The organism is Snodgrassella communis, assembly GCF_914768045.1.
GTDB classification, from domain to species: Bacteria; Pseudomonadota; Gammaproteobacteria; order Burkholderiales; family Neisseriaceae; genus Snodgrassella; species Snodgrassella communis.
The window spans coordinates 113973-134487 of record NZ_CAJZCD010000005.1 but is presented as its reverse complement, the minus strand read 5'-3'; the positions used below and the strand labels follow the sequence as shown (position 1 = coordinate 134487).

Annotated in this window: 19 protein-coding genes; 15 read left to right on the top strand and 4 right to left on the bottom strand. The window is 45.6% G+C overall.

Annotated features, from left to right (window positions below; genetic code table 11):
* Positions 1-32 precede the first annotated feature (32 nt).
* A complete protein-coding gene (locus MJ761_RS06840; RefSeq protein WP_093092775.1) occupies positions 33-1442 on the top strand; it encodes an FAD-dependent oxidoreductase in 1410 nt (469 codons plus the stop codon).
* An 81-nt stretch (positions 1443-1523) separates the two neighbouring features.
* Here the strand turns inward: MJ761_RS06840 and MJ761_RS06835 are convergent, their stop codons facing one another.
* Together MJ761_RS06835 and MJ761_RS06830 are read right to left on the bottom strand one after the other, a co-directional pair.
* Positions 1524-3152 carry an FAD-dependent oxidoreductase gene (locus MJ761_RS06835; protein ID WP_093092777.1) on the bottom strand — a complete coding sequence of 543 codons (1629 nt, stop codon included), beginning with the start codon at positions 3150-3152 and terminating at the stop codon, positions 1524-1526.
* Positions 3153-3164: 12 nt separating this feature from the next.
* Positions 3165-4673 (bottom strand): polyamine aminopropyltransferase, encoded by a 1509-nt coding sequence (locus tag MJ761_RS06830; protein WP_239392878.1) that lies wholly within the window; start codon positions 4671-4673, stop codon positions 3165-3167.
* 249 nt (positions 4674-4922) lie between these two features.
* Between MJ761_RS06830 and MJ761_RS06825 the strand changes: the two genes are divergently transcribed.
* The 4 genes from MJ761_RS06825 (at position 4923) to speD (ending at position 8613) form a co-directional block, all read left to right on the top strand.
* Positions 4923-5321, top strand: coding sequence for a DUF350 domain-containing protein (locus MJ761_RS06825; protein ID WP_093092781.1), 399 nt, complete (start codon positions 4923-4925; stop codon positions 5319-5321).
* Positions 5322-5384: 63 nt separating this feature from the next.
* Entirely contained in the window at positions 5385-6395 is a 1011-nt protein-coding gene (locus MJ761_RS06820; protein WP_093092959.1) for an SPFH domain-containing protein, read from the top strand.
* Between the two features lie 8 nt (positions 6396-6403).
* Complete coding sequence (locus MJ761_RS06815) at positions 6404-8248, top strand: DUF4178 domain-containing protein (protein ID WP_093092783.1); 1845 nt, start codon at positions 6404-6406, stop codon at positions 8246-8248.
* Positions 8248-8613, top strand: a complete 366-nt coding sequence (speD, locus tag MJ761_RS06810; protein WP_093092785.1) for an adenosylmethionine decarboxylase — start codon at positions 8248-8250, stop codon at positions 8611-8613. The genes MJ761_RS06815 and speD overlap by 1 nt, the downstream gene beginning before the upstream one ends.
* A 361-nt stretch (positions 8614-8974) precedes the next feature.
* Here the strand turns inward: speD and MJ761_RS06805 are convergent, their stop codons facing one another.
* Positions 8975-9520 (bottom strand): cysteine hydrolase family protein, encoded by a 546-nt coding sequence (locus tag MJ761_RS06805; protein WP_093092787.1) that lies wholly within the window; start codon positions 9518-9520, stop codon positions 8975-8977.
* Between the two features lie 272 nt (positions 9521-9792).
* Positions 9793-10599 carry an outer membrane protein assembly factor BamD gene (locus MJ761_RS06800; RefSeq protein WP_093092789.1) on the bottom strand — a complete coding sequence of 269 codons (807 nt, stop codon included), beginning with the start codon at positions 10597-10599 and terminating at the stop codon, positions 9793-9795.
* Between MJ761_RS06800 and rluD the strand changes: the two genes are divergently transcribed.
* The 10 genes from rluD to MJ761_RS06750 all read left to right on the top strand — a co-directional run bounded on the left by rluD (position 10598) and on the right by MJ761_RS06750 (position 20409).
* A complete protein-coding gene (gene rluD, locus MJ761_RS06795) occupies positions 10598-11725 on the top strand; it encodes a 23S rRNA pseudouridine(1911/1915/1917) synthase RluD (protein ID WP_093092791.1) in 1128 nt (375 codons plus the stop codon). The two genes, MJ761_RS06800 and rluD, sit on opposite strands and share 2 nt — an antisense overlap.
* A gap of 9 nt (positions 11726-11734) precedes the next feature.
* A complete protein-coding gene (gene pgeF, locus MJ761_RS06790; RefSeq protein ID WP_093092793.1) occupies positions 11735-12526 on the top strand; it encodes a peptidoglycan editing factor PgeF in 792 nt (263 codons plus the stop codon).
* Positions 12527-13203: 677 nt separating this feature from the next.
* Positions 13204-14994 carry a 2-isopropylmalate synthase gene (locus MJ761_RS06785; RefSeq protein ID WP_093092795.1) on the top strand — a complete coding sequence of 597 codons (1791 nt, stop codon included), beginning with the start codon at positions 13204-13206 and terminating at the stop codon, positions 14992-14994.
* A 501-nt stretch (positions 14995-15495) separates the two neighbouring features.
* Positions 15496-15798: an urease subunit gamma gene (gene ureA / locus MJ761_RS06780; RefSeq protein WP_037408376.1), complete on the top strand. Its 303-nt coding sequence runs from the start codon at positions 15496-15498 to the stop codon at positions 15796-15798.
* A gap of 93 nt (positions 15799-15891) precedes the next feature.
* Positions 15892-16206 carry an urease subunit beta gene (ureB, locus tag MJ761_RS06775; RefSeq protein ID WP_093092797.1) on the top strand — a complete coding sequence of 105 codons (315 nt, stop codon included), beginning with the start codon at positions 15892-15894 and terminating at the stop codon, positions 16204-16206.
* A gap of 106 nt (positions 16207-16312) precedes the next feature.
* A complete protein-coding gene (gene ureC, locus MJ761_RS06770; RefSeq protein WP_093092799.1) occupies positions 16313-18034 on the top strand; it encodes an urease subunit alpha in 1722 nt (573 codons plus the stop codon).
* 26 nt (positions 18035-18060) lie between these two features.
* Positions 18061-18627: a hypothetical protein gene (locus tag MJ761_RS06765; protein WP_093092801.1), complete on the top strand. Its 567-nt coding sequence runs from the start codon at positions 18061-18063 to the stop codon at positions 18625-18627.
* Complete coding sequence (gene ureE, locus MJ761_RS06760) at positions 18581-19096, top strand: urease accessory protein UreE (protein ID WP_093092803.1); 516 nt, start codon at positions 18581-18583, stop codon at positions 19094-19096. The genes MJ761_RS06765 and ureE overlap by 47 nt, the downstream gene beginning before the upstream one ends.
* A 12-nt stretch (positions 19097-19108) precedes the next feature.
* The gene (locus MJ761_RS06755; RefSeq protein WP_093092805.1) at positions 19109-19828 is read left to right on the top strand and encodes an urease accessory protein UreF; all 720 of its coding nucleotides are present in this window, start codon (positions 19109-19111) and stop codon (positions 19826-19828) included.
* A gap of 23 nt (positions 19829-19851) precedes the next feature.
* The gene (locus tag MJ761_RS06750; RefSeq protein ID WP_218060219.1) at positions 19852-20409 is read left to right on the top strand and encodes a HupE/UreJ family protein; all 558 of its coding nucleotides are present in this window, start codon (positions 19852-19854) and stop codon (positions 20407-20409) included.
* The last annotated feature ends 106 nt before the right edge of the window (positions 20410-20515 follow it).

The following is a 20515-nucleotide window of genomic DNA, read 5'->3' as shown; positions in this document are numbered from 1 at the left end:
GGAATAAACAGAAATAGTGCAAGGAACACCAGATGAGTCAACGCGAAAATGTTTACCAGTTTATCGATGTCCCGCGTGTCGATCCTCCGAAAGAACCGCTTACCGTGCGTCAGCATGAGTTTGCGGAAATCTATCAGCCGTTTACTACTGCTCAGGCGATTGCTCAGGCTGATCGCTGTCTGGCCTGCGGCAATCCGTACTGCCAGAATAAATGTCCGTTACACAACAACATTCCCAACTGGCTGCGGCTGGCGAATGAAGGACGGATTATTGAAGCAGTGGAACTAGCGCATACCACCAACAGCCTGCCGGAAGTATGCGGACGCGTGTGTCCGCAAGATCGCTTGTGCGAAGGCGACTGTACTCTAAACGCTGAATTTGGTGCGGTTACCATTGGTGCCATCGAAAAATATATTACCGAACAGGCTTTTGCGCAGGGCTGGCGTCCTGATATCAGTGCGGTGGAAAAAGTGGGCAAAAAAGTAGCCGTAGTGGGTGCCGGGCCGGCTGGGCTGGGCTGTGCCGATGTACTGATTCGCAATGGTGTTGACGTTACAGTATACGAACGGGCGACAGAAATTGGTGGCTTGCTCACATTTGGCATTCCGGCTTTCAAACTGGAAAAAGAAGTGATGATGCACCGGCGCCATGTACTCACCGATATGGGGATTGAATTCAAACTGGGTGTCAATGTCGGTACAGACATCACCCTGCAACAATTGGAACAACAGTACGATGCTGTATTTCTGGGCGTAGGGACTTATCAGGGGCTGCGTGCCGGCATTGAGAATGAAGATGCCAGCGGCGTCTATCTGGCCTTGCCATATCTGATTGGCAATACCGAAAATCTGCTGAATATTGCCAGTAAAAATTATGTTTCCATGGCCAACAAACGCGTAGTAGTACTAGGTGGTGGCGATACCGCCATGGATTGCGTACGCACAGCTTTGCGTCAACAGGCAAAAGAAGTTATCTGCGCCTATCGCCGCGATGCAGCCAATATGCCCGGTTCCAAAAAAGAATTCAATAATGCGCGCGAAGAAGGCGTACAGTTTAAATTCAATGTCCAGCCACAGGCCATAGTGACCAATGCAGAAGGTGCTGTTACCGGCATACAGGTAGTAAAAACCCGTATGGGCGCAGCAGACGAACATGGGCGCCGCCGCGCTGAAATCGTTGCCGGCAGTGAAGAAGTGATTGCCTGTGATGCCGTGATTGTGGCGTTTGGTTTTGCGCCACACAACATGCCGTGGTTAAGCACTGTCGGCGTAACCGTGGATGAACGTGGCCGCATTCAGACTAATGGTGAATACAAACAGCAAACCGCCAATCCGAAGATCTTCGCCGGTGGTGATATTACCCGCGGTTCAGATCTAGTGGTTACCGCCATCGCCGAGGGACGAGATGCAGCACAAAGTATCATGGATTATCTGCAAGTCTGAGAACTGATTTCCGGATAAAACTGCCTGATGCCATCTGTAAGTATGGCATCAGGCAGTTTTGTTTTCCTAAGTAGCGATTGATTATTGCTGTGCCAGTATCTGCATGGCTGCACGCTTGCCCCAGTAGCAGGCTTCTTCGAAAATCGAATAACCGGATAAATCACTATGGGCAAACTGTAAACGTCCGGTATAAGAACGCAGTGCCTGTAAACCCAGATTGGTCAGATAGCCGGGCTGCGGTACCGCCATGGCGTGGCCGCGCAGACTTAACCGTGCCTGTAGTATGCGCCGGCGCAAGACTACTCCGTAAATCTGTTCCAGCTCCGCTGCGGCACATCGGTAAATCTCCTCCGGCGAGGCAGACAGCATCCAGTGGCGTACATTTGCTGGTGTATCCTGATTCAGTGCCGTATAAGCGGTAAAAGAGGTGTAAGCCGGTGGCCCTTGCCGGATTAGCTGATGGGTGGCCACTACATAACCCAGCCCCGCACCCTGATACAGGATATTGTCCCACGCCAGCCTGCTGTTCTTGCTTTCTGGTGGCATTCCGCGTAACAAGAAATTAGCCACAATCCACGGTGCATACTGTGGCATATGGCTTTCAGGCTTAAAACCATACTGTTGAATATTTTTAACTACATGTGCAGCAATATACAGTGGCATGGCACAGATGGCATGGCGCGCTTCAAGCCAGAAATATTTCTGCTGGCCGGTACAGACCAGCAGACGCACACCATGTGTATGTTCTTCAATCGAAACAGCAAAGGCATTCAAACTGCATGGTCGCTTAGGTGGCTGGCTGCTTTCAGGCCAGCGATTAAGTGGTTGCAGACGGCAGAATGTGCGTATGCGCTGCGATAGTTCATGCAGACCATGTGGCCATGTCAGCACTGAACCATGCTCATTTTGTTCATTACCGCGTGCACAGAAGTAGTGTAAACCTGCCCAGGCACAGATTTGGCCGATACCTTGCCCGTAATCATCACGGCAGCAATAATCCAGATACCATAATAATGTTGATGAATGATAACCCTGCTGTTGCAGCCAGTGGGCAAACGTTATCTGTTCCAGCCGACGCCAGTGGCTGTCGGTACTGGATAAATCCAGCGGGATGGTAAACAGGCGTTTGCCATCGGCACCACGCTGATTGCTGAGCTGGCGGATAAAGTGAAAAAAACGCTCACTGTCGGCATCACGCTGTGGCAGTAATTCATTCTGCCAGTGCTGCTGATAAAACAGGCGTTCATTGGGTACTTGCAGCAGGGCACGTTCATCATACACACCATGCTGGTAAAGCTGTAAATCGCCAAGTAATTCACGAATGTGTTCAGACTCGGGCGAGGGCAGAGGCAGGTAATGAGCGCCAGTTGGGTAATCCACGCCAAACTGGCTTTCGCCGCGATTGTTGCCATTACGTTCCGCACCATCAAGCAGGATATAATCCTGCATTTTCTGTCTGGACAATTGCCACGCGGCAGATAAGGCAGCAGCTCCACTGCCGATAATCACCGTGTTGACGTAGTGTGTGGGTATGTTTGCAGGCGGCTGCATTTGTGCATCACGAATAGCATGGCCAATCGCTTTGCCCGGAAAATCCACGCTGATTGGCGGTCTTCCGGGCACAAAATAACGCCATGCTTCGTAGCCGGTTAATCCTACCATGCTGACACCGAGTGCATGGCCGAGAAAGCGGCGGCGACTGATTTTCATTCTCCATCCCCCTTAGCGCATTACCGCACGCCAGTCTGCTTCAAAGTATTCCACTAGCTTTTGTGTATTCAGATGATTGGCTTCAACCGCACGTCGCTGCATGTCCTTCGGAAAATTAAACATTTCCCGTGTACTATTGGCATCCAGATATCGGGTTGGGACACGGTAGTGGTCGGGAATCAGAAATTCACCATTCTGATTAGCCATCACGTAGCCCCATTCGCCAAAGGAAGGAACATAAACGTGATAGGGCAGGGTTTTCAGTCCGGTCGCTTCCAGTGTGGTGACAATGCACCAGAAAGCATTAGGTGCAAAATAGGGCGAAGTGGATTGCACCACAATATTGCCATGTGGGTTTAAGTGTCGTGCTACCATGCGATACATTGGTACAGAATACAGTTTGCCCAGAGAAAAATTGGAAGGGTCGGGAAAATCGATAATAATTACGTCGAATTTTTGCTGATTATGTTCTAGCCATTGTGCCGCATCGGCATTGATAATGCGCATTTTCGGATGGTTGAGTGAATCTTGATTAAGTTCGCGCAGTTGTGCTGAAGTGCGGAATACTTTGGTCATGCTGGCGTCCAGATCAACCAATGTCACCTGTTTAACTTGTGAATATTTCAGCACTTCCCGCGCAGCCAGTCCATCACCGCCACCCAGTATCAGTATATTGGCTGCCTTTGGGTTCTGCTCCATTGCCGGCAACACCAGTGCCTCGTGATAGCGTGCTTCATCTACCGAAGAAAACTGCAAATTGCCATTGATAAACAGCCGAGTATCATTGTGCCACTTGGTAATTACCAACCGCTGGTAAGGAGAAGCGGTGCTATAAACCACCGGATCACCGAAATAATGCTCTTCAGCCTTATTGGTAATCTGATTGGCGTAGCAGAAAAACAGCAGTAGTACAAACAGAACAATATTGCCACGCAGACACAAGTGCCGATAACGGCGCAAATCTTTTTTAAATAGGCGCGCAGTTAATAGGGCAACAACTGTATTCAGAATCCCGAAAAGCAAAGCACTTCTGGCCATGCCCAGCTTCGGTGCCAGAATCAGCGGAAACAGCAGTGAAACGGCCAGCGCGCCGAGATAATCAAAGGTGAGTACTCGGCTAACCACTTCCTTAAACTCAACCTCACGCAAATTGAGCACCCGCATCACCAGTGGCAGCTCCATACCGGTAATAATGCCTATAATCAGTACCAGCCCATACAATACCGAGCGAAATGGTGCAGCGGAAAAACCAAACAGCACAAATAAAAGCAGTGCAGAAATACCGCCGACTATACCCACCAGAATTTCAATGTCAATAAAGCGGCTTAATGCATCTTTGTCATGAATATAACGAGTCAGATGAGCACCAATACCCATGGCAAACATATATACACCGATAATCGACGAAAACTGTAGTATCGAATCCCCAAGCAGATAGCTGGCCAGTGCTGCCATGATTAACTCATAGGCCAATCCGCAACTGGCTACCACAAACACCGACACAATTAATGCAGGATTCACTATTTATCCTTTATTGATTTCTGATGCTATCGCTACAGTGATTGGTAGCTTGCTCCGTAAGTCAGCATTGCCATTACTTATGGTGGCTTTGATAACTCATAATCACTGCCCGAATCTAAACTATTCTGGTTACAGAATACTCTATGCAAATTAAAATGTTAATTTATTGCTGCTTAAAGTAAAAACATACTATACAAAACTATTATTATACGGTATGTTTAAGAGCAGAAATAATCAGGAAAATGAAATATGGCAATTACTTTATGGCAGTATTTGCAGTATTTGAAATACTTCGCTGTTGCTCTGCTTTTGCTAATCGGGTTTATTATTGTCTACCTGCGCATCACTCCTGTAGCTGAACTGAAATTAATTAAACAGGGCAATATAGCCTGTGCTACTTCACTCAGTGGTGCTATGACCGGTTTTTGCATCACTCTGATTTCCAGTATGCTGCAATCAGTAAGCCTGATCAGTTTCATTATCTGGGGCGTGGCTGCCATGATTGTGCAGATTCTGGTGTATTTTATTGCCACTTTGCTTATTCCCAAAGCCAATCAGGAGCTGGCAAACAACAATATCGCAGTTGGCATCCTGTTTTTTGGTCTGTCGATAGCTATCGGCATTCTCAATGCTGCTGCATTAAGTTAATAAACAAACTTTTAAATCTGGATACGAACAATGGTACTGAATTCTATTTTTGGTAGTAATGGTTTGGGTGGTTTCATCAAGAAACAATTTATCGACGTTATCCAGTGGGAAAATCCCGACCCCGAGGTATTAATGTGGCGTTTCCCGCTACGGGATCAGGAAATCCAGAATGGTGCTGCTCTGATAGTACGGGAATCTCAGAATGCCATGTTTGTAGATGAAGGAGCCATTGCTGACCAGTTTGGCACCGGCACATTCACCCTGAATACTCAGAACTTGCCCTTACTCACTAACTTGAGACACTGGGGTAAATTATTTCAGTCGCCATTCAAATCTGATGTGTACTTTTTTAATATGCGCCAGCAGCTATCCAGACGCTGGGGCACAGCTCAGCCGGTTACCATTCGCGACAATGATTTCGGTGCCATCTCTGTACGCTCGTTTGGTATGTATTCCTTCCGTATTGCCCAACCGGCAGTTTTCTTTCGCGAAGTAAGTGGTGTATGTGAGGAATATCGCACCGAAACACTGGAAGAGCAGTTGCGCAATCTGGCTGTTACTCAGCTGGCCAGTGCTTTCGGTAGTTCAGATATTCCTTTTCTGGATATGGCTGCCAATCAGCTGATGCTGTCTCAGCAAATGACTACTTTGCTGCAACCGGCATTTGCCGCGATCGGGCTGGAGCTGGAAAACTTTACCGTAGAAAGTATTACCTTGCCCGAAAACCTGCAACAGCGTCTGGATGAACGCATGGGTATGGGTATAGTTGGTGATATGGCACGGTATGCTCAGTATCAGACTGCACAGGCTATTCCTCTGGCTGCTCAGAATGAGGGCGGTGTTGCCGGTATTGGTGCCGGACTGGCAGCGGGAATGAATATAGCCAATGTCATGACTTCCGGTATTACTGGTGCCGCAGCCACACAGTCAGCACCGGCAGGTGGCACAGAAACCACTGCCGCAGACCCGACTGCCAGACTAGCACAACTGAAAACCTTGCTGGAGCAAAATCTGATTAGCCAGAATGATTACGATACAGCTAAGGCTGAGATTATCAAAAAAATCACTGGTTAGCCGGTTGTATGAACAGTTCTTCCTATCTGCTGCATAGCACCTGTCCCTGCTGTGGGGCTGAAATAGGCATTCACTCAGCTACCGCGGTAACTGCTGTTTGTGGTTATTGTCATTCTGTTTTATTAATTAATCAGAATAAGCTGGTTCAGTCTGGTCGCCATTCTGCGGTTTTAAATGATTTGTCGCCACTGCAAATCGGTACCTCCGGTGTGTGGCAGGGCAAGCCATTTACTTTAATCGGGCGGATGCAGGTTAATTACGATGCCGGTTCGTGGAATGAATGGCATGCGCTGATGCATGATGGTAGCAGTGCATGGCTTTCCGAGGCCAACGACCGTTTTGTTTTCACCCGTCTGCAACCAGCACTGCCTGATCTTCGTGCCTTGCCTGAGTTCAGTAATCTGAAAATTGGTAATACCTTTTTCAAATACCAAAAGCGTGGCTATGCCGTTGCCGATATCCGGAATATCCAGCGTGGTCAGTATGCTGCTGAGGGAGAACTACCTATATCTTTACCGCAGTCTGAAACTGCTCAGGTAGTTGATTGTCGCAATGGCACATCTTTTATCACGCTTGATTATTCAGACGGAAAGTCTCAGCCACAGGTATTTGCTGGGAAGGGAGTGGCACTAGAATCACTGCATTTGCAAAATACCCGCACACCTGAGCAGATACGTACCCACTCGGGTTATGTCAAGGGTAGTACTAAAAGAGGCAAGTGCCCTAATTGCGGAGGGGAAATCCGCTGGGTAAGTGGTATTGCTGATTATGTGGTGTGCCAGTATTGCCGTAGCCAGTTGGACATGAGTGAAGAAACTGCCCAGCTGCATGCGACTGGTGAAATGCGCCAGCATCAGGAGCACTATCTGACCATTAAAATCGGCAGCAGAGCGCGGATTGGCAATGAACGCTGGTGGGTACTGGGCGCGATGGTGCTGTATGACGTACCTGTTAATAAAGTTATGCCGGATGTACCTTTATATATTCAGGTAGCCGAACGTGCGGAAACTGACATAGAAACGCTTGGCTGGACGGAATATCTGCTCTATTCCCCCAAAAAAGGGTTTTTATGGCTACTGGAGCTGGAAAACAATCGATGGGCACTGGCTTCAACGCTGGATGACTGGCCTACCTTAAACAGGCCATTAGAGCCAATTGATTTCAGAAAGGATAAAGTTCCTTTTCTTTATGATTATGCCGCTCATGTTCTCTATGCTGTTGGTGCTTTTTATTGGCAGGTAGCACCGGGCGACAGTATGTATTACGTCGATTATGGCTGTGAACAGCGTAAGTTATCCACTACCCTGACTCAAAACGAACAGTCGTGGTCGGTTGTCAGCAGTATTCCGGCATCATTGGTAGCAGCATGGTTTAAAGATAATAAAAATATCAGTATTAAGGCAAAACCACTGTCAGCTGATAAAGCCGTTAAAATCGTCCATGAACATCAAAGACTCAAGGCAAAAGATTTTACTATAGGTAATATCAGAAAATGGCGTTTGCAAGCTTTCATTAAACCCGACATTGATGTTCGTACTGTTGAATTTTGGATGGTTTTATTTATTATTTTGAATTTACCGATATTTATAGGAGGACTGGATGATAATGATTTTGGCATCACGTCATTAATATTTCATTTCATCACTTACGGATTGCTTGTAAAAATTCCTTATTGGACATGGGGTATATTTGAATCTACAGATAGTGCCAAAAAATATAACCCTTATTTAGCAGCCCTGATTGTCATCATATTTACTTGGTGCAATTATGCTATCTATATCAGCGATAAAGAAGCTGGTACTTCTACTGATAGCCACTATTATGGTGGCAGTGGCGGTCGGTGGCATAAATAATGCAGCTTAATCAGACTATAGGACAACATTGTCTACTAGATGTATATCAACTGACCAGTAGCTGGTTGCAGGATGCCATCGCCATTGAAGAAGTATTGGTTCAGGTAGCACAGGTGGCGCAGGCGCATATTTTGGCCAGCCATTTTCATACCTTTGGCGGCTGCGGCGGCGTAACTGGTGTACTGTTACTGGCAGAATCACATATCAGCATTCATACTTGGCCGGAGCATCACTATGCTGCCATTGATATTTTCATGTGCGGGCAGTTGCTGGTTGAAGCAGCAGTAGCTGAATTGCAACAATTGCTACCAGATGCACAGATGCAGATTCGCTGGTTAGCACGTGAATATTTACCAAAAATATAAAATATGTTTTCTAACTTATGCTGATTAGAAAATCATAATGTTTTTTAATTTTACAATTATCCGTTTCCTACTCCTTTAGATGATTGATATCCGACATTTCTACGCCGCTTTTTTGCCATTTATACAGGATTGAGTTACCCATGCCATATTTATGGCACAGTTCTTAAAGCGCAACACCGGCTTGTGCTTTTTTAAATAGAGATAATTTGGTGCTCAGTCTTTTTTATATTTAAATTCTCGTGGGTTAATGGAGAAATTTCAAATTTGGGCTGTACTCTTTTAGTGGGTAGTTACATCAGGCGCCTGTGCACTACAAAAACTCTTGCTTATGGTAAGATAAATCGAGAGCTAATCAGAATGATTAAATTATGCTTGCTCCTAAAGTATTTTGAAAATGCTTTAAAGCCCAGTTATGTCCTGTAATGTCAAAGCTGGCAACGGCTTGTTGATGGATGACTATTTTATAATTGAGATTATAGGCATCAACTGCGGTATGTAAAATACAAATGTCGGTACATACGCCAGTTAAATGTATTTCTGTGATGTTTCTTTCACGCAGACGTAAATCCAGATCAGTACCACTAAATGCTGAATAATGACGTTTATTTAACCAGTAAACTTGCGAATTAGATTGATTTATTGTGTACAGGTTCTTCAATGCACCATATAAATCCTGTCCCTCTGTACCGATGATGTTATGTGGCGGAAATAATTTATTTTCTGGATGATACTGATCATTTGCCTGATGGGCATCAATGGCAAAAACCACAAAGTCACCTTGCTCAATAAATGTTCTGGCCACATTGACCATTTCTTCTTCAATTGATTGTCCCGCTATTCCGGTGGTTAATGCGCCATTTTCAGCAATAAAGTCATTAGTGTAATCAATTGAAATCAGTGCTTTCATCGGCTATCCCCAAAGATTTTGGTAATTTGTAGTTAGTTGTTTTAAATTGTAAAATGCTTCTGCTGATATTTTAGCTTTAATTTATGGTTTATATATAGCTGTTTTGTGCTAAAACATGAGCTCAGATGAATCTACAGTCTGTACACAGTGCAGCATATTGACCAAAATAGTGCATACTGCGTTTGCAAAAATATCAGGCCAATACAATTGATATTGGCCTGATAGCGTAGGATTAGTTTGTATAAGACTGCATAATTTGATGGCTGTAGCAATTATTTCCAGTAACGCCACCACGGAATGGCATTATGGTCATTCCATGGTTTCTGTAAATAAGGGCTGTCTGGAAAATTCTGTGCCAGAACACGTTTTGTGTCATCGCTCAATGCCTGTTCACCCAAATTTGCATATGCTGAAATCATGATTGCCAGCGCTTCTTCTACATTGGGGGTGTTTTGATATTGGGAAATCACTGTCTGTGCTCGTCCCACTGCCGCCAACCAAGCACCGCGTTTCATGTAATAGCGAGCTACTGATAGTTCATTGCCACCAAGTGCCTCCAGTAGTTTCTGCATTTTAGTACGGGCATCATCGGCATATTTGCTCCGGGGGAAATACTGCACCAGCTGGGCAAAGGTAGTATAGGCTTCGCGATTGGCTTTCGGGTCACGGTCAGACCAATCCTGTTTAGCCAGTTTGCTGACAAAGGATTTGTCTTCATTCAACTGTATCAGTGCTTTCAGATACAGTGCGTAATCCATATTTGGATGTTGCGGATACAGACGCTGGAACTGTTCGACAGCTGCCAGTGCCTTGTCGTTCTCATCGTCCTTGTAATAAGCATAAGCTAGATCCAGCTGAGCCTGTTCTGCATAGGAGCCATAAGGGAAACGTGCCTGTAGAATTTCGTATAATTTCTCAGCATGAGTATAATTACGGTGCATCAGCTCATCATGAGCTTCATTATACAAACGCTGAACAGACCAGTCCCGGGTAATTTGGGAATCTTTATCGACCGTACTTGTGCTGGCACAGGCACTCAGTAACAGGCCTAAGGCCACCGCCAAAAACAAATTTTTCATGGAAGACACTTCTTTGTTAGAGAATGATGACGATTATAACGATGATTTGCCCTTTGCGGCAGATGATAGTGCACAAACTTATAAAAATTGGGCAGTACCAAATGATCTGGCCGGCTTGCGCTTGGATGCAGCACTGGCAAAATTGGTGCCAGAATTCTCCCGCAGTCGCCTGACTGCATGGATAAAGGATAATCATGTTACCGTTAATGGCAGTGTGGTACCACCCAAGTATAAATTAATCGGTGGTGAAACCATTCAGGTAGCTATCCAGCAGGATGAAAGCCAACAGGCCTTTGTACCTGAGTCTATGCCATTGGATATTATATATGAAGATGATTGTGTACTGGTGCTGAATAAGCCTGCCGGACTGGTAGTCCACCCTGCTGCAGGCAATTGGCATGGTACGCTCCTTAACGGGTTGCTTGCTTATTGTCCGGTACTGGCACAGGTGCCTCGTGCCGGAATCGTGCACCGGCTGGATAAGGATACCAGTGGTCTGATGGTGGTAGCCAAAACTGTAGCTGCGCAAACGCAGCTGGTACGCCAATTACAGGCACGTACTGTGAAACGCACCTATCGTGCTGTAGCGGATGGCACGGTACCCTTTGATGGCAAAATTGAAACCTTAATTGGGCGTGATCCGCATAATCGTATTCGTATGGCTGTTGTGCCTTTCGGTGGCAAGGAGGCCATTACCCATGTCAAGGTGCTGGAGCGTTATGCTGATTTCAGCTATATAGAGTGCCAGCTGGAAACCGGTCGTACTCATCAAATCCGTGTGCATATGAAAGCAGCCGGTCATCCACTGGCTGGAGATGCGCTTTATGGCAATCCGCGCCAGCCAGCTACAGCTGAAGTCAAGGCAGCAATTAAAGCAATGGCACGTCAGGCACTGCACGCTTATCGTCTGTGCTTTGTTCATCCGCAAACACAGGAAACTATGCAGTTTGAAGCACCATTGCCGGCTGATATTTATCATTTGCTCTCCGTGCTGCGTTTACAGGCTGGCATGGACTCTGCGATTAAAACCGCAGATGAGTGGCAGCAGCGTTTGGGTACCGAAGCGGAAGATGAAGATTGGGATGACGATGATTATGATGTGGATGTTATTTATGTACGCGAATAGAGTAGCACGATGAATCAGTGGGACATGAATCAGGCACTTGGTCTGACTCAGGACAAAAAATCCTTTTTTGAGGCAGAATGGCCGGCACCGGCTAATGTACATACCCTGATTTCTACGCGACAAGGTGGTGTGAGCCGGCCACCATTTACTTCATTAAATGTTGGTGCGCATGTAGGAGATCTTTCGGAGGCAGTACAGCATAATCGCGCACTGGTGCAGCAGCAGGTGGCAAAGCCGCTGGCCTATCTGAATCAGGTACACAGTGCCGAGGTAACCGATGCTATGTCGGCATTAACTGCGTTGCAGGCGGGTAGGCCAGAAGCTGCTGATGCCAGTTTCTGCCGGCAGGGTGAAGTAGTAGCCTGTGCCATTATGACTGCGGATTGTCTGCCAGTATTGATGTGCGACCGTGCCGGTACGGTAGTGGCTGCGGCACATGCCGGCTGGCGTGGGCTGGCAAATGGGGTATTGCAGAATACGGTAGAGGCCATGCAGGTCAATCCAGTGGAAATTCTTGCTTATCTGGGGCCGGCAATAGGACCGGAAGCCTTTGAGGTAGGTGCGAAAGTGTGGGAAGCATTTTGTCTGCGCCAGCCCAAGGCACAGGCAGCCTTTGCTGATATTGGTAATGGCCATTATCTGGCAGATATTTATGCGCTGGCACGGCTGGCTCTGGCTGATGCAGGTGTACATCAAGTCTACGGCGGTACTGAATGCACGGTTTTACAGCGTGAACGTTATTTTTCTTATCGACGTGATGGACAAACGGGACGTATGCTGAGCGCAATCTGGCTTAACTAAAAAATAAATGCTGAATCAGACTTGGTTTTGTTGCATTCTTAACAGTACAGCCAGCAAAGAATATATTTATAAGGGCAAAATAATGGCTGATTTTATGTTGGAAAAAACTAAATCTGACAGCATTGCGCAGGTTGTGCAGGCTATTGCTGTGTTGTGTGAGTTTGCTGCCGTATTGCAGTGACAATGTTCTAGCCAAGACGATAAGTGTGCAGAATCCGATGTCTGGGACGGCACGGCGGATAGCAGTTTGCTTTGCGATGGAAAAATTTTATGTTATTTTAATAATAACAATGGTAATAATGTTGCATCAAGAGCGGTGGCAAATGCCGGTGCGTTTGCAATCTTAGTGAACTTGCTCTCAATGGCTGTTCTGCAAATTTTAATGCCAAGACTGGTGTTGCCTTAAAAGGCGATTTAGCCAACTAAAAATACCACTATCTGCCATATAGCCGCCGTTTATCCCGTTTAAGATAATCCGGCGGTTTAATTATAGGTATTGAGTTACTCAAGCACGAATAAATGATCAGTACGAATTAATATACAAAATGTCCAAATTGGGTGTATAAAAACAAAATAACCAATAATTGAGCTTGTTTTTCTGTCTAAATTTACGTATATTAGCTTATTAGAATATATTGTAACTTGATGAGATGAATAAATTGGACAAAAGGTCAGTTATGCAATTGAATATAGACCGCCTGATTGCCTATTTTGGGGGCGTAAACGCTTTAGCAGAAGCACTCAAACAGCATTATCCGGATAGTGCCGCTTCAACGGCTGCTATCTATAAATGGCGCAAGCGTGGTTCATTGCCATTAAATCAGTTACAAAAAATTATTCTGATGGCTGAGAAACAAAACAAGCCGCTGGATATCAATGCATTTATGCAACACAATAACATCACCTTGGAGAGACCAAGAATGCCCAGTACCAATAATCAAGTCATTATATTCGACACAACCCTGCGCGATGGAGAACAGTCGCCGGGGGCGGCCATGACCAAAGAAGAAAAAATCCGCATTGCACGCCAGTTGGAAAAACTGGGTGTGGATGTGATTGAGGCAGGTTTTGCTGCTGCCAGTCCGGGGGATTTTGATGCTATTCACAGCATTGCCGAAATTATCCAGAATGCTACTGTCTGCTCTCTGTCACGTGCCAATGAACGCGATGTACGCAAAGCCGGCGAAGCAGTTGCGCCGGCCAAACGCAAGCGTATTCATACCTTTATTGCTACCAGTCCATTGCATATGGAACATAAATTACGTATGAAGCCGCAGCAGGTTAAAGAAACTGCGGTTAAAGCAGTGAAAATAGCGCGTGAATATACCGATGATGTGGAGTTTTCCTGTGAAGATGCACTGCGCAGTGATATCAATTTTCTTGCTGAAATCTGTCAGGCAGTGATTGAAGCAGGTGCCACCACCATCAATATCCCCGATACAGTGGGTTATGCCATTCCATTTCAGACAGAAGCATTCTTTCGTGAACTGATTCAGAAAACCCCGAATAGCGATAAAGTCATCTGGTCGGCACACTGCCATAATGATCTGGGACTGGCCGTTGGCAACTCACTGGCCGCAGTAAGCGGCGGTGCACGGCAAGTGGAATGTACCATTAATGGTCTGGGTGAGCGGGCAGGTAATGCCAGTCTGGAAGAAGTGGTTATGGCATTGAAAACCCGCCACGATATTTTTGGGCTGGAAACCAATATCGATACCACGCAGATCGTGCCCACCTCAAAAATGGTTTCTACCGTTACCGGCTATCCGATTCAGCCGAACAAAGCCATTGTTGGTGCCAATGCATTTGCACATGAATCAGGCATTCATCAGGACGGCATACTGAAATGTCGTGAAACCTATGAAATCATGTCTGCCGAATCAGTTGGCTGGAGTACCAACCGGCTAACTTTGGGTAAACTTTCCGGCCGCAATGCTTTCCGCACCAAACTACAGGAATTGGGTATTGAACTTGATAGTGAAGAAGCCCTTAATGCTGCTTTTGCCCGCTTTAAAGAGCTGGCCGACAAAAAACGTGAAATTTTTGATGAAGACTTGCATGCATTGGTATCTGATGAACTGGAAAGCCGAGCTCCCGATCGTTACAAATACATATCACTGAGCATTCGCAGTGAAACTGGCGAAGAACCAGTGGCGGAAATCGTCTTTAATCTGGACGGCAACGAAAAACGTGCCAGTGGGCATGGTTCAGGACCGATTGATGCCGTATTCAAAGCTATTGAGTCTGAAGCGCACAGCAGTGCAGATTTACAATTGTATTCGGTCAATGCCATCACCGCCGGCCCGGAAAGTCAGGGAGAGGTTACCGTGCGTTTGTCACATGAGGGTCATCTGGTAAGCGGGCAGGGAACCGACACCGATATCATTGTTGCCAGTGCCAAAGCATATCTGTCTGCCCTGAACAAGCTGAATAGTCAGCCACGCGTTAAGGCTCAGGGGATAATATAAATAAAGTAAAATCTGCAAATACTTAAAAGCTAATTAATCTAAAAGTGCCTGTTCTTTGGTTTTCCAACCAAAGAACAGGCACTTTTTATGTAAAAAAACTTTAGATTTTGCTATACAAACTAACTATATTAAGTTTATGATATTTTATAAACTTATTAAATTTCAGTTATATCTGATTTAAACAAGGGTTTTAAAAAATTGAATTTCCCTTTATACGATTAGTTTGAAGCCATGAAATATATTAAACAGTTTTTGTGGGTACTATCTGTATTTGCTTTTACCATGACTAATGCTTTTGCTGTAGTAGATGAAAACAGTACTGCTTACCAGCAAGGCAGAATGATTGGCAAGATTTTTACAATTATTTTTGTATTACTTATTATTCACAGAATTTATAAATATTTTAAAGAAAAATAGTTTTTTAAATAGCTTTGTATAAAGTAGTTTAGATTGTCAGGCGCAGTAATGTAATTCATTAATTGACTATTTATAGAGAAAGTTATGCATTTAACCAGTCGTGAGCAGGAAAAACTAATGCTGTTTGTGGCGGGAGAACTGGCTGCCAGACGGCGTGCTCGGGGAGTGAAACTGAACTATCCAGAAGCCATCGCTTATATCAGCAGCCAGTTACAGGAAGCGGCGCGCGATGGTATGAGTGTGGCCGAATTAATGCAGTATGGCGCTACATTATTAACCACTGCTGATGTCATGGAAGGCGTAGCCGAAATGGTGCATGAAGTACAAATTGAGGCAACTTTTCCCGACGGCACCAAGCTGGTTACCGTACACCAGCCTATCCGCTAAAGCATGATTCAGTTACTGTAAACATTCGCTATGGGCGAAATGATTATTTAACAGCAAATAATATTCGTACCATACCTATTCAGGAGAAACGGTATGATTCCGGGAGAATATATACTGGCCGCAGATGACATCATTGCCAATCAGAACCGCCGTACCCTCACCATTACCGTGGTTAACCGTGGCGACCGGCCGATACAGGTGGGTTCACACTATCATTTTTATGAAACCAATAATGCGCTTGAGTTTGAGCGGGAACAGACACGTGGTATGCGTTTAAATATTCCATCAGGTAATGCCGTGCGGTTTGAGCCCGGTGAAGCCAAAACGGTGGCGCTAACCGAATACGGTGGCCATAAAAAAGTATTTGGTTTTCATAATGCCGTTAATGGCAGCATAAGCAATAAATGATTTGCCTGCTTAACCAATATACGGTTTAGATACTAAACTCCGGATAAATATCCAATAATCAAACCATAGAGAATTGCTACAGATTACTTAAATAGAGAATCCTGTCATGAGCCTGAAAATTTCCCGCCAGCAGTATGTTGCCACCTATGGGCCAACCGTGGGTGATAAAGTACGATTGGGTGATACCGAGCTATTTGCTGAAGTTGAACGCGATTTACTCACCTATGGTGATGAAGGTAAATTCGGCGGCGGCAAATCCATTCGCGACGGTATGGCACAATCAGCTACAGCGCCACGCAACAATCAGAATGTGCTTGATATGGTGATCACCAATGTACTGATACTGGATTACTGGGGAATAGTAAAAGCTGATATTGGTATTCGTGATGGCAGAATAGTGGCTGTTGGTCAGGCAGGAAATCCCGATACTATGGATGGCGTGCACCCGAACATGATTATTGGTGCTGCTACCGAAGTGCATAATGGTGCCAATCTAATTGCCACCGCAGGCGGAATTGATACCCATATTCACTTTATTTCACCACAGCAAATTACCCATGCCATTGAATCCGGCATCACCACCATGATCGGAGGGGGTACCGGGCCTGCCGATGGTACTAATGCCACTACAGTGACTCCGGGTGCATGGCATATTCAGAAAATGTTGCAGGCTGCCGAACAGGCGCCAGTTAATCTGGGCTTTTTTGGCAAAGGCAATTGCGCCAGTCTGGAACCATTACGCGAGCAAGTAGCTGCCGGTGCACTGGGGCTGAAAATCCACGAAGACTGGGGTGCAACCGCCGCGGTAATCCATGCTTCATTACAGATTGCAGATGAAATGGATGTGCAGGTAGCGATTCATACCGATACCCTGAATGAGGGTGGCTTTCTTGAGGATACCATGCAGGCTATTGATGGCCGGGTAATCCATACCTTTCATACCGAAGGTGCCGGTGGCGGCCATGCACCGGATATCATCAAAGCCGCGATGTATCCGAATGTACTGCCGGCTTCTACTAATCCTACCCGCCCGTTTACCGTGAATACCATAGACGAACATCTGGATATGTTAATGGTGTGTCATCATCTGGATAAAAATGTGGCCGAAGATGTGGCCTTTGCCGATTCGCGTATCCGCCCGGAAACCATTGCCGCCGAAGATATATTGCATGATATGGGCGTATTCTCGATAATGAGTTCAGATTCACAGGCTATGGGCAGAGTAGCTGAAGTGATTGTACGCACATGGCAAACCGCAGACAAAATGAAACAGCAGCGTGGCCGCTTGGCTGAAGAAACCGGCGCCAACGACAACTTTCGCATCAAGCGTTATCTGGCCAAATACACCATCAACCCAGCCATTGCTCAGGGTATCAGCGAATATGTAGGCTCAATTGAAGCAGGCAAAATTGCCGATTTGGTATTGTGGAAACCAGCTTTTTTCGGTGTAAAACCGGAAATCATCATCAAGGGCGGTACCATCAGCTATGCGCGCATGGGCGATCCGAATGCCTCTATCCCCACACCTCAGCCTGTTATCTATCGCCCCATGTTCGGCGCACTTGGCCGTGCTGTGAAGGATACCGCTGTATTGTTTGTATCACAGGCTGGTGTGGATAATGATATCCGCAGCCAATATGGTTTATGTAAACAAACTTTACCTGTGCACAATTGTCGTTCAATTGGCAAAAAAGACCTGATTCACAACAATGCAATGCCTGAAATCAGTGTCAATCCTGAAACCTATGAAGTACGGGTGAATGGTGAGCATATTACCTGTGAACCGGCTGAAAAAGTGGCGCTGGCACAGCGGTATTTTCTGTTTTGATTAAAACAATTTGTGGTTGCATATATATGAAATATATCAAAGACTTTATTTCTCTAGTTATTGACGAATTAAAAAGTATGTTACTGCTGTCATGTGTTTTAACAACGGGATTTTTTGTTTCAAATTCATTTGAGCAAACCAAATATGGCGTACATTTTTTTAGTGATTCGGATTTGTTTTTAGAAAGATGGCATATTGCTAGCCAAGGTATACATTCATTTAAGTACATTATTATATCGGCATTCATTTGGTTTATTATTTCGGTATGTTATCTGCGGTTACGCAGTAAAAGAAATTTTGCTGACTGGTATTTTTATGTTGATAGTCGCATTACACAACGTACAGTAGCTATTTTATTTGGATATTTGGCTCTGAGTACATCTCTGATCATAGATATAATTCTTTGGCTATTAATTAATCCATCCCACGAAGATTTTAAATTAGAAGTATTTAAAGGAATGTTTTTTATACTAGGTGAATTTGGTTGGTTATTTATTATTTGTGTTTGCCTTTTAAAATATTTTATTCAAATTGCTAAAATCAAAAATGAATCTAATCATCCAAACCATCCTCGGCAATCTGCAAACGCTTAAAGAAAAGCAGCAGATTACTACTCAGAAGCTGGATACTGTTTGTCTGCAATGGTTTGAGGCAGACCGGCGCATTATCCGTACGACGACAACAAACGGGCGTGAGATTGCTTTTCGTCTGCTGAAAGAGGGACAGCGGCTGCACCATGATGATGTAGTTTATCTGGACAAGCAGTTGGCAATTGTGGTGCAGATTGAACCAAGTGAAGTGATGGTGCTGGCGCCGCAAACCTTGCCGGAAATGGCACGTGCTTGTTATGAAATCGGTAACAAACATACGCCATTATTTCTAGACGGAAATGAATTGCTGCTACCGTTTGATAAACCCTTATTTGAATGGTTGCAGGCGGCTGGTTTTGCACCAATACGCCAGCAACGGCGCTTAAGTGAACAATTGCGTGCCAATTCAGCGCCGGGTGTTGGCGGTGGCCACAGCCATACACATGATTTAGTTGGCCATCATCACCACTGATAAGTTGAATATATGTCCGGTTCAGACAGACACATTGATATTGACGCTTTAACGCGTGCAGGATTATTGCTGCAACTGGCTGATCCTACACTGCCGATTGGTGGCTTTAATCATTCCGGCGGGCTGGAAACCTTTGTCCAGCAGGGTGTTGTACATGATGCGGCGACACTGAAAACATTTGTATACACCCAGTTGCAGCAAAACTGGCTGCATAATGACGGTGCTTATGTGTCATTGGCCTTTAATGCCAGCAGCAAGCAGAATCTGGAGGCATTAATATTACTAGATAAACAGATAGGTGCGGCAAAAGTAGCGCGTGAGTTGCGAGAAAGCAGTTATAAACTGGGCGTACGTCTGCTGAAAATTTTTGCTCAGCATACCAAGGTAGCAATCGTGGCTTCTTATCAGGCTGCACTGGCTGCACAGCAGGTGCGCGGATTTTATCCACTGGTGTTTGGGTTACTCGCTGCTGCCATGCAGCTGGATAAGGCTGCTACGCTACAGGCATTTTATTACAACGCTGTTGTCGGTTTGATTACCAACGGCGTTAAGCTGATACCACTAAGCCAGATGGCCGGACAGGAAATGTTAATCGAACTGCATACCGTGATTGCACAAACCGTACAAGCCAGTATGCAGCCACAGTGGCAGCAATTGGGCGCTACCACACTGGCCACTGACATTCGGGCAATGCAGCATGAGCGTTTATATACTCGCCTGTATATGAGTTAGATTTATTAATAATGGAGGAATTTATGAAAAAAATATTTGCTTTGTTCCTGTTAAGCCCCGTGCTGGCATTTGCCCATCCCGGCCACCTTAGCGAAGGCTGGCTGGCTGGAGTACAGCATCCGTTCAGTGGCTGGGATCATTTGTTGGCCATGATTGCAGTGGGCTTATGGGCGGCCACTTTTCAGGGTAAAGCGCGCTGGCTGATTCCCACCACCTTTGTCAGCGTTATGATTGGCGGTTTTGTACTGGGGGCACAGGGCATACAGATACCGATGCTGGAGCAGGGAATTGCTGCTTCTGTGCTGGTGTTGGGATTGGCCGCGGCTTGGTTAAAAAAAGTACCAGCTGGTACCGCCATATTTATGGTTGGCCTGTTTGCCTTGTTTCATGGAGTGGCGCATGGTGCAGAGATGGGTTCACATGGTGCATTCAGCTATGCCTGCGGTTTTGTTATGGCAACAGCACTCTTGCATGTAGCCGGTTTTGCGCTCGGTACCACCATGAGCAGACATCAGTGGATATTACGTCTTACTGGCAGTCTGATTGGTGTAATAGGTTTCAGTATGCTGTTTGCTTCCTGAAAGCATCACCTTAGAACATTCAATGCAGACAGCAAAATCTTTGCATCTATACCTGTCAGCAGCAATATGAACAATAAAAAACAAAACAACACATTAATCTGAACAA